This is a genomic window from Labrys neptuniae (genome assembly GCF_040797145.1).
In the GTDB taxonomy this organism is placed as follows: domain Bacteria; phylum Pseudomonadota; class Alphaproteobacteria; order Rhizobiales; family Labraceae; genus Labrys; species Labrys neptuniae.
In genome coordinates this window covers 70887-85430 of the sequence record NZ_JBFNQD010000010.1, presented here as the reverse complement: position 1 = coordinate 85430, position 14544 = coordinate 70887, and the positions used below count along the sequence as shown (strand labels likewise).

Sequence of the window (14544 nt, the reverse complement as noted above, 5' to 3'; positions counted from 1 at the left end):
GGCTCTTGCGCTTCACGCTGCCTTACCCCGATTCTCTGCGGCTCCCACGCCGGAAGCGCGGAGAGGTAACCGGCCCACATTCTCGCCACGTCATCGTGGAAGGAAGTGCCGACTGACGCCGAACAGGCGCTGGGATGACGACCGCCCTTTCTGGAGGAAATGCCGATGAAACTGACGGTCCAGCCTTTCCTGATGTTCCAGGGACAAGGCCAGGCGGATGCCGCCATGAACCTCTATGTTTCCCTGTTTCCCGACGGCGAGATCCTCGACGTCGAGCGTTACGGCGCCGGTGAGATGGGGTTGCCGGGCTCCATCAAGAAGGCACGCTTCAGCATCGCCGGCCAGAGCGTAATGTGCATCGACAGCCCCGTGCAGCACAATTTCACCTTCACGCCGTCCTTTTCGTTCTTCATCGACTGCGAAACGAATGAGGACCTCGATCGCCTCTTCGCGGCCCTGTCCCAGGACGGCACCGTCTTCATGGCTCTCGACGACTATGGATTCAGCCGCCGGTTCGGCTGGGTCGCCGACCGTTTCGGCGTCTCCTGGCAGATCAACCTGCCGTTCGAGGCTCCCGCCTGAGCCGCATCATTCTCCAGCCTCCTGCATCAGCAGGATCGGCCCGCTGCCCGCATCGGCGAGCCGATCGTCGGTGTTGAGCAGGGTGCAGCGCTCCATCGACAGGCAGCCGCAGCCGATGCAGCCGGTCAGCTCGTTGCGCAGGTTCTGCATCAGGGCGATGCGGTGGTCGAGCTCGTCGGCCCAGTGCGTGGCGAGCGTTTCCCAATCGCCGCGGGAGGGCGGACGATCGTCCGGAAGCTCGGCGAGGCGCGCCCCGATCTCCGCCAGCGAGAAGCCGAGCTCTTGCGCCACCTTGATCAGGGCGACGCGACGCAGCACAGCCCGGTCGTAACGCCGTTGATTGCCCTGGCTGCGCCGGCTGCGGATCAGCCCCTTGCGCTCGTAGAAATGCAGCGCCGTCACCGACACGCCGCTGCGATGAGCAAGGTCGCCGACGCTCAGTTCAGCCATGGATCGTCTCCCAAAAAACCGCTTGACCTTAACTTAAGTAGAGGTTGTAGGCCAGACGAAGTCGCGATGCCAAAGTGACATCGGACCTTGTTCGAGATGGATGTTGCGAGTTGGAGCCGAGGATGGACACGCAGGTCGGGACGGGAACCCAAGCCCATTGGCGCGAGATCGCGGTCGGCCGTTATGCCGGCGCGACAGCCACGCTCTGCCTTGGCGTTGCCCTGTTCGCCTTCAACAGCTTCCTGGTCTCGACCGCCCTACCCTCGGCGATCGACGAGCTTGGCGGTGCCTCGCTGATCGCCTGGTCTGTCAGCCTCTATCTGATCTTTGCCATTCTCGGCGGCTCGATTGCGGCGCTGGCCAAGGGTCGCCATGGCGCACGGGCGGCACTGATCGGGGCAGCTCTGCTGTTCACGGCCGGCACCCTGCTTGCGGGCTTTGCTCCCGCCATGGCCGTGCTGCTGGTGGGACGCGCCCTGCAGGGCTTCGGCGAAGGCCTGATCGCCGCGGTCTGCTATGCCCTGATCCCGGAAATCTTTCCCTCGCGCCTGGTACCCAGAGTGTTCGGCGCCGAGGCGATGGTCTGGGCAGCGGCGGCCTTCGGCGGCCCGGCCATCGCCGGCATCATCAGCGAGACCGTGTCCTGGCGGGCCGCCTTCCTGGTCAATGTACCGCTGTCGCTGATCTTCATCGTCCTGGTCCTCAAAGTAGTGCCGCATGGAGCCCGACAGGAGGCGGCAGCGCTTCCCCTCGTCCAGCTCGGTGCGATCGGGGCTGGCATGGCCGCGGTGATGATCGCGGACGTGGCCGGCGGCACCGGCGCCGCCATGCTGCTGCTGGTGCTGGCCGCACTTTTCTATGTCGGTGCCGTCTACAGCGACCGGCGTTCGCCGGCGCGGCTCTTCCCCAAGGACGCCTTTCGGCTCGACAAGCCCATCGGCCTCGGCCTGTGGATCGTCTTCCTGATGCCGATGGCCCATTCGGCGGCCTCGGTCTATCTCGTCTACCTGATCCAGCATCTCTGGGGCTACGGCGCCACGCTGGCGGGCGCGCTCAACGCGGTAATGGCCGTGTTCTGGAGCCTGGTCGCCATCGCGGTGGCGAGCGTGGGCTCGCAGCAGATCCGCCGCCGGCTGATCTGTCTGGGCCCGCTGTTCCTGGTGCTGGGCCTCATCGCCATCATTGTCGGGCTCTGGCGCACCGACATCGTACTGCTCGTCGGCGGCCAGGTCCTGATCGGGGCGGGTTTCGGCGCGAGCTGGGGCTATCTCAGCCAGGGGCTGATGGAGGCCTCGCCGGCGGAGGAGCGCAACCGCACCTCGGCCCTGCTGCCCACCCTGCAATCGGCCGCCTATGCCATCGGGGCCGCGGTGCTCGGCTTCGTGGCCAACGCCAACGGCGCAGGTTCCGCCACCACGGGTCCGCAATTGCAAGAGGCTATGCTGGCCGTGTTCGTGCTCGCCATTCTGATCGCCCTGCCGGGTGTCTTCGCGGCACTGAAACTGGCGCCGCATTTGTTCAGGGAAGCGGAAAAGGTGCAAGAATGCCCTGCGTAAGATCATCTATGCTACGGCAACCGACTACTTGCGGCTCCGCAGCGCCAATCCGCGCGAACAAACAGATCCGCATCATTCGCCCAAATGGTAACTTGTCCTTCCCACATGGGAACCTTCATACAAAGGTCCCATGATTCGCCCGCTTCGCCCGTTCCTGTGCCTAGTGCTCGCATTGCTTTTCGCAGTGACGACCGTGGGCTGGGCGATGGCGAGCACGCGCATGGCCGGCGACCAGGCCATGAGCCACCATGCCGCCGGCAAGGAGGCCGAGACGCCGCATCATGGCGATGAAGCCGCCATGGAAGGAATGTCCTGTCATCCGCCGGCGCCATGCGGCAATGAAAATAGCGCCGGAGAAGCCGCCTCTACCTGCTGCGCCTTCGCCTGCCACGTTGCGGTGGAGACCGATGCTCCCCTCCTGAATGCGCGCACCTTTACCATCGCCATCAAGCGCTCCATCAGGGAACAGGACTCGCCGATGTCGATGCTGTCGCTGCTCGACAGACCGCCGAGACAAGCCGAAGCGTCCGTCGGCTGATTCCGCCCGTTCCATCCTCCGGTCGATGCCCCTGCATTGCCGGAACCTGCGCGGGTTCGGCCGACCGGTCGCGATGCACGGCGCCTGACGCCCTGCATTCCGCCTTGTCCCCAGAACCGGCGTGCCGGCCGCTGCCTTGACGGCAGCCCGGACGCCGCTGTCCGAGAAATTCCATGAAAATCGCCGTCCCGACGGTTCTCGCCGTCGTCCTGTCTGCTTGTGCGCCGCCGCCCAGGCTCGCCGTCGGCCCTGATCCCGCCAATCCCGCCTCACCGGTCCCGCGCCTGCGATACACGCCCGTCACCGCGGGGACCGTGGATTTCCGCCCAGTCGATCCCAAACCCTGGGTGGAGCGGAACGACAGCGTCGCTCCCCGACGGAAGGAGCCATGATGTCCCGGTTTCCATCCCACTCCATCGCGCGGCCGAAGAGGCTGGCGATGCTGACTTCTCTCGCCTTCACTCTGGCAGGCTGCGCCAGCTTCACGCCCGACGGCGGCATGGCACCCGTCAAGGGGAGAGTCGCTGCGGAACTCGGCAAGGACACGGTCAAGATCACCTCGCCGGCCGAGGCAGCCCAGGCCAAGGCCCGTGTCGCCGTCCTGCTCGCCAAGCCGCTGAGCGCCGACAGCGCAGTGCAGATCGCCCTTCTCAACAATCGTGGTCTGCAGGCCGAGTACAACACGCTCGGAATCTCCGAGGCCGCCTATGTCGCGGCAAGCCTGCCGCCGAGCCCGACCTTCCAGCTCGAACGCGTGGTAGCCGGCGGCGAACTCGACATCGAACGCCGCCTGGTGGCAAACCTTCTGGCCTTGCTCACCCTGCCCGCTCGCCGCGACATCGCCAGGACCCAGTTCGAGGCGGCGCGCTACCGGGCCATCGAGGCGACCTTCCGCCTCGCCGCCGATACGCGGCGGACCTACTACCGCGCGGTCGCGGCCCGACAGACCGTCGGCCTCTTGCAGAAGGCGCGGCTCTCGGCCGAAGCCGCCGGTGATCTCTCGCGCAAGCTCGGCGAGACCGGCGCCGCCACCAAGCTCGACCAGGCGCGCTCGGCCTCCTTCTATGCCGAAGTCGCCAACCGCCTCGCCGAGGCAAGGCTCCAGGCCGGCACCGAGCGCGAAGCCCTGATTCGCCAGCTCGGCCTGTGGGGCAACGAGACCGACACCAAACTGCCCAGCACCCTGCCGAATACACCTGGGAAGCTGCCGCCTTCGACAGAGATCGAGGCGCAGGCCATCCGCAAGCGTGTCGACCTGATCGCCGCCCGGCTCGACCTCGACGCCATGGCCGCCGAGCTCGGCCTGACGCAAGCGAGCCGCTATGTCTCCCTCCTCGACCTCACGGGCCTGGCCAATTACACCCGCGCCAGCGAGGACGGCGTGAAGAAGCGCGACTATCCCCGCGGCTTCGAGCTCGAAGTGCAGATCCCGCTGTTCGATCTCGGTGAGACCGGCGTGAGGCGGGCTCGCGAGACCTACATGCAGGCGGTCAACCGCCTGGTGGAGAAGGCCGTCACCGTGCGCTCGGAAGCGCGCGCCGCTTTTCTCACCTATCGCGGCCGGCACGACATCTGGCGCCAGTACCGCGCCCGCATCCTGCCGCTGCGCAAGACAATCAATGAGCAGGCCGTGCTCGAATATAGCGGCATGCTGATCGACGTCTTCGACCTGCTCACCACCACACGGGAAAGCCTCGACGTCAGCGTCGCCGCCATCGGCGCCCAGCGTGACTACCTCATCGCCGGCGTGGACTTCCAGGCTGCCCTCATCGGCGGCGGCTCGGCCTCATCGTCGGGCGGGGAAACCGCCATGGCCGCCGCACCTGCCGCCGGCGCAGCGCATTGATCACGGGAGATGACATCATGACAGTATCCCGCCGTTCCCTCCTCGGCGCCGCAGCCTTGATCAGCGCTGGCGCCATCTCCGGCCGTGCTCAGGCGGCCGCCATCCCCGAAGCGCCCAGCATGAAGGAGGCCGGCATGCAGCCCCCGCTCGTGCCGACCAGCGGTGTCGACTACAACCCGGTCGTCACCCTCAATGGCTGGACGCTGCCTTGGCGCATGAATGGCGACTGGAAGGAATTCCATCTCGTCGCCGAGCCGGTGGTGCGCGAGATCGCCCCCGGCATGGTCGCCCATCTGTGGGGCTATAACGGCCAATCCCCCGGCCCGACCATCGAGGCGGTCGAGGGCGACAAGGTGCGCATCTTCGTCACCAACAAGCTGCCCGAGCACACCACCATCCATTGGCACGGCCAGTTGCTGCCCAATGGCATGGATGGCGTCGGCGGCCTGACCCAGCCGCACATCAAGCCCGGCAAGACCTTCGTCTACGAGTTCCAGCTGCGCAAGAGCGGCACCTTCATGTACCACCCGCATGCCGACGAGATGGTGCAGATGGCGATGGGCATGATGGGCTTCTTCGTCGTGCACCCGCGCGACCCGGCCTTCCGCCGCGTCGACCGCGACTTCGTCTTCCTCATCAACGCCTACGACATCGAGCCGGGGTCCTATGTGCCCAAGGTGGCGGAGATGACGGACTTCAATCTGTGGACCTGGAACAGCCGGGCCTTTCCGGGCATCGACCCGCTGGTCTGCGGCAAGGGCGACAAGGTCAGGGTGCGCTTCGGCAACCTCACCATGACCAACCACCCCATCCACATGCATGGCTATGACTTCAAGGTCTCCTGCACGGATGGCGGCTGGGTGCCGGAAGCGGCGGCCTGGCCGGAGGTGACCATCGACTGCGCCGTCGGGCAGATGCGCGCCTTCGACTTCACCGCCGATGCCGAGGGCGACTGGGCCATCCATTGCCACAAGTCGCACCACACCATGAATGCCATGGGCCACGACGTCCGCAACTATATCGGCGTCGACAAGAAGGGCGTCGCGGCCAAGATCCGCAAGCTCGTGCCCGACTACATGCCGATGGGATCCGCCGGCATGGCCGACATGGGCGAGATGGAAATGCCGTTGCCCGACAACACCCTGCCGATGATGACGGGCTTCGCCCAGTTCGGCGCGGTGGAGATGGGCGGCATGTTCTCGGTGGTCAAGGTCCGCCAGGGCCTGGCCTCCGGAGACTACAAGGATCCGGGCTGGTTCAAGCATCCGGAGGGCACGGTCTCCTATGAATGGACCGGCGCGTCGAAGAACGCCTTCCACGCCCCCTCCATTCCCGCGAGCCGCAGCAGCACGGCCGACGTCCGGGTGGTCAAGCCCGGCCGGCGTTCGACCCACGATCAGCACTGACCCTCAATGAAAGGAGCATGGATGTTTTCGAAAATCCTGTTTGCGACCGTTGCCCTGGCCCTGGTGTCCGGCCCGGCTTTGGCCGATGCCGGCCATGGCGGCACGCGCGCCTATGGCGAGCCCGGCGATGCCAGGAAGCCGGCCCGCACCATCGCCGTCACCATGCGTGAGAGCGACGGCAAGATGATGTTCATCCCCAGCAAGATCGAAGTGCGCCAGGGCGAGCAGATCAAATTCGTCCTGCGCAACAATGGCGAGATCGACCATGAGATCGTGCTGGCCACCCTGGCCGAAAACCTCAAGCACGGCGCGGAAATGCAGAAGAATCCGGACATGGAGCATGACGATCCCAATGCCCGGCGCCTCAGCCCCAAGAAAACCGGCGAAATGGTCTGGAAGTTCACCAAGGTCGGCGAGTTCGACTTTTCCTGCCTGATCCCAGGCCACCGCGAAGCCGGCATGACCGGCACCATCGTCGTCACCACCAAGACAGGAGCTCTCTAATGCGCAAACTCTTTTTCGCCCTCGCCCTTTCGACCTTTGCCACCGCCGCTCTGGCGCAAACCGCCCCGGTCAGCGGCGAAGTCACCAAGATCAACGAGGCCCAGGGCAAGATCACCCTCAAACATGGCCCGATCAAGAATCTCGACATGGACGGCATGACCATGGTCTTCGCCGTGACCGATCCGGCCATGCTCAAGACGGTCAAGGCTGGCGACAAGGTCTCCTTCGAGGCCGACCGCGTCAACGGGCGCCTGACGGTGACCAAGATCGAGAAGGCGAAATAGCGCTGGATACGACCGGCCCCCTTCCCCGGAAGGGGGCCATCGAAACCACGACAGGTTTCCGGAATGCGCAGAGTTCTCTTGATAGCCGGAATTCTGGCTGGCCTCGTTTCGACAGAGGCTGATGCCGGCGATGGCGCGCTTGCAGGCATATTGGCGCGCAATGACTGCCTCGGAGCGAAGATCACCTCGATCTATCGCTCAGACTCCACATCGGTATTCCAGGCCAATTGCGGCGGCACCTCCCACCGCATCCTCGCCGTGGAATGCGGCACTGCGAGGTGCCGCCTTCTGCATCGCGGCGACGAATATGGCGAGGCCGAATAGCCCCGCCCTTCGCCCGTCAGCCTTCCATCAGGATCTGCAGCTTCACGTCCGTGGGCAGGGCCTTGGCGGCCCGCTCGAAGGCCGCGATGGATTCCTCGAAGGCATAGGTGCCGGTGATCAGCGGCTTGAGATCGACCTTGCCCGAGCCGATCAGCGCCAGAGCGCGGTCATAGATGTTGGCATAGCGGAACACCGTCTCGATGCGCACTTCCTTGGCGATGGCGCCGGGGACGTCGAAATTGACCGGCTCCACCGGCAGGCCGACAAGCACAAGCGCGCCGCCGGGCCGCACCAAGTCGAAGATGCCATTATAGGCCTTGGCGCTGCCGCTCGCCTCGAACACCACGTCGGCGCCCCAGCTGTCGGTCTCCCGCGCGATGGCGGCCGCGAAGGTCTCCTTGGTGAGGTCGACGGGGATGATGCCGTCATAGCGGCCGGCAATCTCGAGCTTTTCCTTGCTGAAATCGGAGATCAGCACCTTGGAGCAGCCGCCGGCCAGGGCGGCCAGGGCAACCATGATGCCGATCGGGCCGGCGCCGATCACCGCCCCGACGTCGCCGGGCGCGATGCGGGCGCGGGCCGCCGCCTGCATGCCGACGGCGAAGGGCTCGACCATCGCACCCTCGGCGAAGGAGACATTGTCGGGCAGCTTGTAGGTGAAGGCGGCCGGATGCACGGTGAAGGGCGTGAGCACGCCATGCACCGGCGGCGTCGCCCAGAACACCACGGACGGATCGACATTGTAGATGCCGAGCTTGGAAGCCCGCGAGCTCAGGTCGGGAATGCCCGGCTCCATGCAGACGCGGTCGCCGGCCTTGAGCGTCGTCACCTTCGCGCCGACCTCCACCACGGTGCCGGCCGCTTCATGGCCCAGCACCATCGGTGCGTTGACGATGAAATTGCCGATACGGCCATGGGTGTAATAGTGCACGTCGCTACCGCAGACGCCGACGGTATGCAGCGCGATCTTCACGTCGGTCGGGCCGACCTCGAGCGGGAGATCGATCTCGCGCAGCGACAATTCGTGCTGGCGTTCGAGGACAAGGGCGCGCATGGGTTTCCTCCGGTTCCTGGCTGACGTCGCCGAAGAGCCGGCGCGTATTCATCCGACATTATCGCCAGTTTGTTGCGGCAATCAACCAAGTCCGACGAGTGGCGACGGCGAGCCGGCGGACATATTACCAGCTATCGGCGCCAACCGGTGGCATCGATGGCAAACCAGCCTTCACGCCGCATCGATCTTATGGATCAGGTTCATGATGCCTTCGCTCATGGCGCCGTAGTCGCGGCTGTTGTGCAGGTCTCCCGCCACCCGGTAACCGTTCATCACCACGATCCGATCGGCCAAGGCGATCATCTCCGGCATATCGGAGGTGATCAGCAGGATCGAGGTGCCGGCATCCGACAGTTCGCGAATCAATTCATGCAGATAGGCCTTGGTCTTGATGTCGATTCCAACCGAGGGTTCGTCGATGATCAGGAGCCGCACCCCCGCGGCCAGCCACTTGGCCACGCTGATCTTCTGCTGGTTGCCGCCGGAAAGATTGCCGACGGTCTGCCCCAGCGAAGGCGTGCGCACCTCCAGCTTGCGGATATAGGGCTCGATAGCCTTGCGCACGGTGCGATCGGTGAGCAGGCCGCCGAAACCGGCGAGCTTGCGCCAGATCGCGATGCCGGCATTGTCCAGTACCGAATGCAGCAGGATGAGCCCCTCCTGCTTGCGATCCTCGCTGACATAGCCGAGCCGGTGGGTGTGGATCGCCTCGCCGACACTGGTGATGGTCACCTGCTTGCCGTCGAGCCGGATGGTACCCGCTGTCGCCGGCTGCAGCCCCATGATCGACTTGGCGAGCTCGGTGCGCCCTGCCCCGACCAGGCCATAGAGCCCGACGATCTCGCCGCGACGCACGGTGAGATCGATGTCGCGATGGCCGAAGGGTGTCGCCACCTTGTCGAGCTGCAGCACCGCCGCCGCCCTGGCATGGTCGCGCGGTTTCCAGTCCGGGATCTGCTCGCTGCGCCCGATCATCAGGCGCACCAGGTCCTGGCGGCCGAGCCCTTCCATCGAGCGGCTGTCGCAGGCATTGCGCCCGTCGCGGAGCACGGTGACCTGATCGCAGATCTCCTGCACCTCCTCCAGCTTGTGGCTGACGAAGAGCATGCTGACGCCCTCGTCCCTGAGCTTCTTGAGGAGAGCGAACAGGGCGACGGTCTCGTGCGGCGTCAGGGAGGCGGTCGGCTCGTCGAGCAGCAACACACGCGAACGCAGTGACAGCGCCTTGGCGATCTCGACGAGCTGCATCTTGGCCACGCTGAGCTGCGAGACCGGCGTTGCCGGGTCGAGGTCGAGCCCGAGCACGTCGAGCCAGCGCCGCGCCTCGGCATTCACTGCGGCATAGTCGATCGGCTTGAACAGGCTGACGCTCAGGCGCTCCAGCATGATGTTCTCGCCCACCGAAAAGCGCGGGATGAGGTTGCGTTCCTGATGCACGACGCCGATGCCCCTGGCGATGGCGTCGCGGGTCGAGGCGAAATGCGCGGGCTGCCCATCGACCATCAGCTCGCCCTCGTCGGGCCTGAGCACCCCGGTGATCAGTTTGATCAGCGTGGATTTGCCAGCACCGTTCTCGCCCAGCAAGGCATGGATCGAGCCGGGGCGCAGCGAGATCGAGACGCCTTCCAGCGCCTTGACGCCCGGGAAGAACTTGCTGACGCCGCGCGCCTGGAAAACCGGTGCCGAAGTCTCTGTCGCCATGTTCAGATCCTCTTCAGGCCGCGGCTGACGCGAATCTCGCGCCAGCGGTTCATGCCGACAGCCCACAGGATCAGCGCGCCGAGAACGACCTGCACCAGGAAGGGGTCGATATGGAAGAGCACGAGCGCCTGGGTGATGATGGCGACGATGATCACGCCGAGCAGCGTGGCAAAGCTGGAGACGTGACCGCCGGCGAGCACGGCACCACCGATCACCGGTGCGGCGAAGGAGAGGATCAGCCAGTCGTCACCGATGGTCGGCTGGCCGATCTCCAGCCGCGCCACCAGCGCGATACCGGCCAGGGCTGCCAGCAGGCCCGAAATGGCATGGGCCGATATCACCGTCCGCGACACCGAAATGCCCGACAGTTCGGCCGAATGGGCATTGCCGCCCACGGCCAGGATGAAGCGCCCGAGCGGCAGGCGGTTGAGCAGGTACCACATCGCTGCGAACACGATGGCTGCGGGGATCACCAGCCAGGGCAGAGGTCCCAGGACGGTGGTGTTGCCGAAATCCTTGACGCTCTGCGGCACGCCATAGAAGGGCTGCGCCTTGGTGATGGCGAGGTTGATGCCCTTGAACACCGACAGGGTGGCCAGGGTGATCACGAAGGCCGAGATGCCGGTGCCGGCGATGAAGGCCCCGTTGACGATGCCGGCCAGCAGGCCGATTCCCGCCGCCAGCAGGGCGGTCAGCGGCGCAGGCAAACCCCAGACCTGCATCATGCCGGCAAAGGAGATCGCGGCGAGTCCCCCGATAGCCCCGACCGCTAGGTTCATCTGCCCGATAGCGATGATGATCATCTGCGAAAAGGCGATCAGCATGTTCACGGTGATGGCGAGCAGCAGCACCTGGATGTTGAGTGGCGACAGGAAGGACGGATTGAAGCTGCCAATGAGGGCGATGGCCACCACTGCGATGGCCAGGGGGCCGAACCAGTCTGTCTGCATGAAACGGGGCATCACACCATCCTCCGATGGGCGAGATAGGAACGGCGCGCCTTGTCGATCAGCACGGCGGTGAGCAACAGGCAGCCGAGGCACGCCTGCACCCAGAACTCACCGATCTGTAAGAGCAGCAGGCCGTTGGTGAGCATCGTCACCAGGATGGCACCGAGCACCGTGCCGCTGACCGAGACCCGCCCGCCGCTGAGCAGCGTGCCGCCGAGCACCGGGCCGAGAAAGGCGGGCAGCAGCCAGTCCTGCCCCAACTGTCCAGCCATCGAGGGAATGGCGGCCCCGGTACGCGCCACAACGAGCATGGCCGTGATGGCGGCGAGCGCGCCCGACAGCATGTGGCAGAGGATGAAGATGCGTCCGACTCGCACGCCTGAAAGTTCGGCAGCCTCGGGCCGGGCGCCGGCCGCCAGCATCTCGCGGCCGAGAACGGTGAAGCGGTAGAGCACGCCGAGCGCCACGGCCACGACAAGGGCGACGACGAGAAGCGGCGAGACCAGGCCGAACAAACGCAGCCGCCCGAAATTGGAGAAGTCCGCCGGTATGCCGCGGAAGGATTGCGCCTTGGTCAGATAGATCATCATTCCGAAGAAGATGCTCATGCTGGCCAGGGTGATGATGAAGCTGTGCAGGCCGGAACGCACCACCACGAAACCGTTGATCCAGCCGAGCGCCGCCGCCAGGGCGATGGCGCCGAGGGCGGCAACCGGCCAGGGCAAGCCCACCAATTCCACCAGGGCCCCGAAGGCCATGGCCGCGCAGACGCCGATGGCACCGACAGCCAGATTCAGGCCGCCGGTGACGATCACCACCATCATGGACAGGCCGACCATGATGTTGACGGCGGCGACGCGCCCCAGCGTGAACTGGTTGAAGGGGGAGAAGAAGCCCTTGGTGGCGAGGCCGAACAGGCAGGCGAAGACCACGATCAGGACCAGCAGGCCGAACTCGTTGGTCAGGTAGAAGCGCACCGTGCCGCTTTGCATCGGCTTGCCGGTCGCCGGGGCGAGCGTTGCGGTTGGGGATTCGTCACCGGCCATCGGCGGTCTCGAGCTCCGTCGGAAGAGAGTTGTAGTCGGGTGCCCGATCTCGTTGCGATCGAGATCGGCACGGCTCGCGGGATCGATCGCGAATAGAAGCTTCTTTTGTCTCGTCGCGCTGCCCCTCACCCTTCCCCTCTCCCGCAAGAGCGGGGCGAGGGAGGCGCAAGCGTCGCGATTTATCCTCAAAGCTCTCATCTGGCTTGGCGGTTGGGCCAGGTGATTGCGTTTCGGCACAAACAGGCCGTCGAAGTCCCCCTCGCCCCGCTTTTGCGGGGAGAGGGTAAGGGTGAGGGGCTGCACACCCGTCAAACAATGCGGCAGTCCTCCGCCCGCTTACTTGCAGGTCAGATAGGTCTTCTCGAAGCTCGCCAGCAGCGTCTTGGTGATGCCCTGCATGGCCGAGATGTAATTGTCGACGCCTGAGGCATCGACGAAGACCGTGCCCGAATCGATGAAGTGGCTGGTCAGCGCATTGGACTTCCAGGGCGCATCGGCCTTCACGGTGCAGCCATTGCGCAGCTTGTCGGCCGCGAAGGAACCGATATAGCCCTGGCCATAGGGGTTCTGCAGCATGGTGCCGCTGACGAAACCGTCCTTGATCGCCTTGAGCACCACCTCGTCATGGTCGATGCCGACCATCTTGATGCGCTTGTCACCGATCTTGCGCAAGGCGTTGGAGGCGACCACCGCCGGCACCCAGGCCGTGGTGACGATGCCGTCGATCTCGCCGGCATGGGCGGCGAGATAGGCATTGATCTTCTCTTCCGCCGGCTCGGGCGCGTCGATGTCGGCGATGACCTGCACCACCTGCCCGCCTTCTTCCTCGGCGGCCTTCTTCACCGCGTCGATGCGAAGCTGGGTGTTCGGGTCGACCAGGAAGCCGGTGAAATGAGCGATACGCTTCTTGCCGCCCATCGCCTTGAACAATTCCTTGGTGCCGAGATAGGCCGAATTGCCGGTATCGGTGCCGAGGCAGAAGGCCGCCTTGGAGGGATCCTTCAGACAGCCGGCCAGCGCCATCACCGGCGCGCCGGTATCGGCCAGTTCATTGGCGGTGGCCACCGAGCCGACCGGATCGCCCGGGAAGATCAGGAAGGCATTGTAGCCCTGCGTGACCAGGCTCTCGAGCAGTTCGTTCTGCTGGCTGAGCTCCCATTTCTGCGGAACCTTGTAGTCGGCTGCACCAAGGCCGAAATCCTTGGCCGCATCCTTGCCAGCCTGGTCCCAGGCGGCGAAATAGGGATGCGGGCCGCCGGGCACCAGCGCCACCTTGGTATCGTCGGCTGCCAGGGCCGGCAGGGTACTGGCAAACAGGGCAGCCACAGCCGCGCAAGCAAAGAGCTGACGTCGAACGAACATGAAATTCCCTCCCTCTGGGCATGACGTGCCGCGGGCGCTCCTCACATCGTTCGGCCCCGCTTGACAGAGATGGATACTAGGATCCAAGCTCGACATATGCAACAGTGTTTGCGAGATGATGGTCGCGAACGTCACCTTTCCTGCATGCCATTCCGATTCAGGATGAAGCGCCATATCATTGCGATCATTACGGTTTTAAAGGAGCCGGCCGATGTCTGCCTTGCCCAACAAACAGCCCGGGCCGGACGATGACGGGCTGGGCTTTGCCGTCGACATCAATCGCAAGCACCCGGTGGGCGATCAGATCTACGAGGCCCTGAAGCAGGCCATCATCACGGTGAGGCTGATGCCCGGCACCTCGATCAGTGAGAATCGCATCTGCCGCCATTTCGGCGTCTCGCGCACGCCAGTGCGTTCGGCGGTGGTACGGTTGAGCGAGGACGGCCTGATCGACGTCTATCCCCAGCAGGGCAGCTTCGTCTCTCCCATTCGCCTGGCCGAAGTGCGCGACAGCCATTTCATCCGCAAGCATCTGGAGCTGGCCCTGCTGCGCGAGGCGGCGGCCCGCTGGACATCGGCCAAGAGCGCCGAGGCCCGCGCCATCGTGGAAACGCAGCGCCAGGCCATGCTCGCCGATGACAAGGATCGCTTCTTCGAGCAGGACGAGCGCTTCCACTATGCCTTTGCCGGTTTTGCCGAGCGCGAAGGCGTCTGGCCGACCATCCTGCAGGTCCGTGCCCGCCTCGCCCGCTTCGTGCGGCTGTTCGGCACGCCATCCCGTCTGCCCCTGGTGCTGGAGGAGCACCTGGCCGTCCTCGATGCCCTCGACGATGGCAGGACGAACGAGGCCGCCGACCGGCTGGAACGGCATCTCGACATGATCTTCACCATGCTTGCCCAGTTGCCGGACGAGTACGGACCCTATGTTACGGAGTAGCCCG

General features: G+C 65.1%; 16 protein-coding genes. 10 read left to right on the top strand and 6 right to left on the bottom strand.

Annotation, left to right across the window (positions count from 1 at the left end; genetic code table 11):
• Nucleotides 1–165 precede the first annotated feature (165 nt).
• On the top strand, nucleotides 166–582 hold the full coding sequence (locus ABXS05_RS24465) for a VOC family protein (protein ID WP_367625686.1): 417 nt from the start codon (nucleotides 166–168) through the stop codon (nucleotides 580–582).
• Between the two features lie 6 nt (nucleotides 583–588).
• Here the strand turns inward: ABXS05_RS24465 and soxR are convergent, their stop codons facing one another.
• On the bottom strand, nucleotides 589–1032 hold the full coding sequence (soxR, locus tag ABXS05_RS24460) for a redox-sensitive transcriptional activator SoxR (RefSeq protein ID WP_367625685.1): 444 nt from the start codon (nucleotides 1030–1032) through the stop codon (nucleotides 589–591).
• Between the two features lie 122 nt (nucleotides 1033–1154).
• On the opposite strand from soxR, the gene ABXS05_RS24455 reads away from it, so the two are divergent.
• The 8 genes from ABXS05_RS24455 (at nucleotide 1155) to ABXS05_RS24420 (ending at nucleotide 7490) form a co-directional block, all read left to right on the top strand.
• On the top strand, nucleotides 1155–2588 hold the full coding sequence (locus ABXS05_RS24455; RefSeq protein ID WP_367625684.1) for an MFS transporter: 1434 nt from the start codon (nucleotides 1155–1157) through the stop codon (nucleotides 2586–2588).
• Nucleotides 2589–2718: 130 nt separating this feature from the next.
• Nucleotides 2719–3126, top strand: coding sequence for a hypothetical protein (locus ABXS05_RS24450; RefSeq protein ID WP_149254613.1), 408 nt, complete (start codon nucleotides 2719–2721; stop codon nucleotides 3124–3126).
• Nucleotides 3127–3299: 173 nt separating this feature from the next.
• Nucleotides 3300–3518 (top strand): hypothetical protein, encoded by a 219-nt coding sequence (locus ABXS05_RS24445; RefSeq protein WP_367625683.1) that lies wholly within the window; start codon nucleotides 3300–3302, stop codon nucleotides 3516–3518.
• Between the two features lie 47 nt (nucleotides 3519–3565).
• Nucleotides 3566–4972 (top strand): TolC family protein, encoded by a 1407-nt coding sequence (locus ABXS05_RS24440; protein ID WP_367625682.1) that lies wholly within the window; start codon nucleotides 3566–3568, stop codon nucleotides 4970–4972.
• 17 nt (nucleotides 4973–4989) lie between these two features.
• On the top strand, nucleotides 4990–6378 hold the full coding sequence (locus ABXS05_RS24435) for a multicopper oxidase family protein (protein WP_367625681.1): 1389 nt from the start codon (nucleotides 4990–4992) through the stop codon (nucleotides 6376–6378).
• A 21-nt stretch (nucleotides 6379–6399) separates the two neighbouring features.
• Nucleotides 6400–6882, top strand: a complete 483-nt coding sequence (locus ABXS05_RS24430; protein ID WP_367625680.1) for a cupredoxin domain-containing protein — start codon at nucleotides 6400–6402, stop codon at nucleotides 6880–6882.
• Nucleotides 6882–7166: a copper-binding protein gene (locus tag ABXS05_RS24425; protein WP_367625679.1), complete on the top strand. Its 285-nt coding sequence runs from the start codon at nucleotides 6882–6884 to the stop codon at nucleotides 7164–7166. Before ABXS05_RS24430 ends, ABXS05_RS24425 begins: the two co-directional genes overlap by 1 nt.
• Before the next feature lie 63 nt (nucleotides 7167–7229).
• Complete coding sequence (locus ABXS05_RS24420) at nucleotides 7230–7490, top strand: hypothetical protein (protein ID WP_367625678.1); 261 nt, start codon at nucleotides 7230–7232, stop codon at nucleotides 7488–7490.
• Nucleotides 7491–7506: 16 nt separating this feature from the next.
• Here ABXS05_RS24420 and ABXS05_RS24415 read toward each other — a convergent pair whose 3' ends face one another.
• From ABXS05_RS24415 to ABXS05_RS24395, 5 genes are all read right to left on the bottom strand, one after another.
• A complete protein-coding gene (locus ABXS05_RS24415) occupies nucleotides 7507–8544 on the bottom strand; it encodes an NAD(P)-dependent alcohol dehydrogenase (protein WP_367625677.1) in 1038 nt (345 codons plus the stop codon).
• 171 nt (nucleotides 8545–8715) lie between these two features.
• Nucleotides 8716–10245, bottom strand: coding sequence for a sugar ABC transporter ATP-binding protein (locus ABXS05_RS24410; RefSeq protein WP_367625676.1), 1530 nt, complete (start codon nucleotides 10243–10245; stop codon nucleotides 8716–8718).
• 2 nt (nucleotides 10246–10247) lie between these two features.
• Complete coding sequence (locus ABXS05_RS24405) at nucleotides 10248–11207, bottom strand: ABC transporter permease (protein ID WP_367625675.1); 960 nt, start codon at nucleotides 11205–11207, stop codon at nucleotides 10248–10250.
• Entirely contained in the window at nucleotides 11207–12241 is a 1035-nt protein-coding gene (locus ABXS05_RS24400; RefSeq protein WP_367625674.1) for an ABC transporter permease, read from the bottom strand. The genes ABXS05_RS24405 and ABXS05_RS24400 overlap by 1 nt, the downstream gene beginning before the upstream one ends.
• Nucleotides 12242–12577: 336 nt before the next feature.
• On the bottom strand, nucleotides 12578–13603 hold the full coding sequence (locus tag ABXS05_RS24395; protein WP_311933092.1) for a sugar ABC transporter substrate-binding protein: 1026 nt from the start codon (nucleotides 13601–13603) through the stop codon (nucleotides 12578–12580).
• Nucleotides 13604–13814: 211 nt separating this feature from the next.
• Between ABXS05_RS24395 and ABXS05_RS24390 the strand changes: the two genes are divergently transcribed.
• Nucleotides 13815–14540, top strand: coding sequence for a GntR family transcriptional regulator (locus tag ABXS05_RS24390; RefSeq protein ID WP_311933093.1), 726 nt, complete (start codon nucleotides 13815–13817; stop codon nucleotides 14538–14540).
• Nucleotides 14541–14544 lie beyond the last annotated feature (4 nt).

Coding starts and splice junctions, on each gene's coding strand:
- ABXS05_RS24465 (WP_367625686.1), top strand. CDS start 166: ATGAAACTGACGGTCCAGCCTTTCCTGATGTTCCAGGGACAAGGCCAG.
- soxR (WP_367625685.1), bottom strand. CDS start 1,032: ATGGCTGAACTGAGCGTCGGCGACCTTGCTCATCGCAGCGGCGTGTCG.
- ABXS05_RS24455 (WP_367625684.1), top strand. CDS start 1,155: ATGGACACGCAGGTCGGGACGGGAACCCAAGCCCATTGGCGCGAGATC.
- ABXS05_RS24450 (WP_149254613.1), top strand. CDS start 2,719: ATGATTCGCCCGCTTCGCCCGTTCCTGTGCCTAGTGCTCGCATTGCTT.
- ABXS05_RS24445 (WP_367625683.1), top strand. CDS start 3,300: ATGAAAATCGCCGTCCCGACGGTTCTCGCCGTCGTCCTGTCTGCTTGT.
- ABXS05_RS24440 (WP_367625682.1), top strand. CDS start 3,566: ATGCTGACTTCTCTCGCCTTCACTCTGGCAGGCTGCGCCAGCTTCACG.
- ABXS05_RS24435 (WP_367625681.1), top strand. CDS start 4,990: ATGACAGTATCCCGCCGTTCCCTCCTCGGCGCCGCAGCCTTGATCAGC.
- ABXS05_RS24430 (WP_367625680.1), top strand. CDS start 6,400: ATGTTTTCGAAAATCCTGTTTGCGACCGTTGCCCTGGCCCTGGTGTCC.
- ABXS05_RS24425 (WP_367625679.1), top strand. CDS start 6,882: ATGCGCAAACTCTTTTTCGCCCTCGCCCTTTCGACCTTTGCCACCGCC.
- ABXS05_RS24420 (WP_367625678.1), top strand. CDS start 7,230: ATGCGCAGAGTTCTCTTGATAGCCGGAATTCTGGCTGGCCTCGTTTCG.
- ABXS05_RS24415 (WP_367625677.1), bottom strand. CDS start 8,544: ATGCGCGCCCTTGTCCTCGAACGCCAGCACGAATTGTCGCTGCGCGAG.
- ABXS05_RS24410 (WP_367625676.1), bottom strand. CDS start 10,245: ATGGCGACAGAGACTTCGGCACCGGTTTTCCAGGCGCGCGGCGTCAGC.
- ABXS05_RS24405 (WP_367625675.1), bottom strand. CDS start 11,207: ATGCCCCGTTTCATGCAGACAGACTGGTTCGGCCCCCTGGCCATCGCA.
- ABXS05_RS24400 (WP_367625674.1), bottom strand. CDS start 12,241: ATGGCCGGTGACGAATCCCCAACCGCAACGCTCGCCCCGGCGACCGGC.
- ABXS05_RS24395 (WP_311933092.1), bottom strand. CDS start 13,603: ATGTTCGTTCGACGTCAGCTCTTTGCTTGCGCGGCTGTGGCTGCCCTG.
- ABXS05_RS24390 (WP_311933093.1), top strand. CDS start 13,815: ATGTCTGCCTTGCCCAACAAACAGCCCGGGCCGGACGATGACGGGCTG.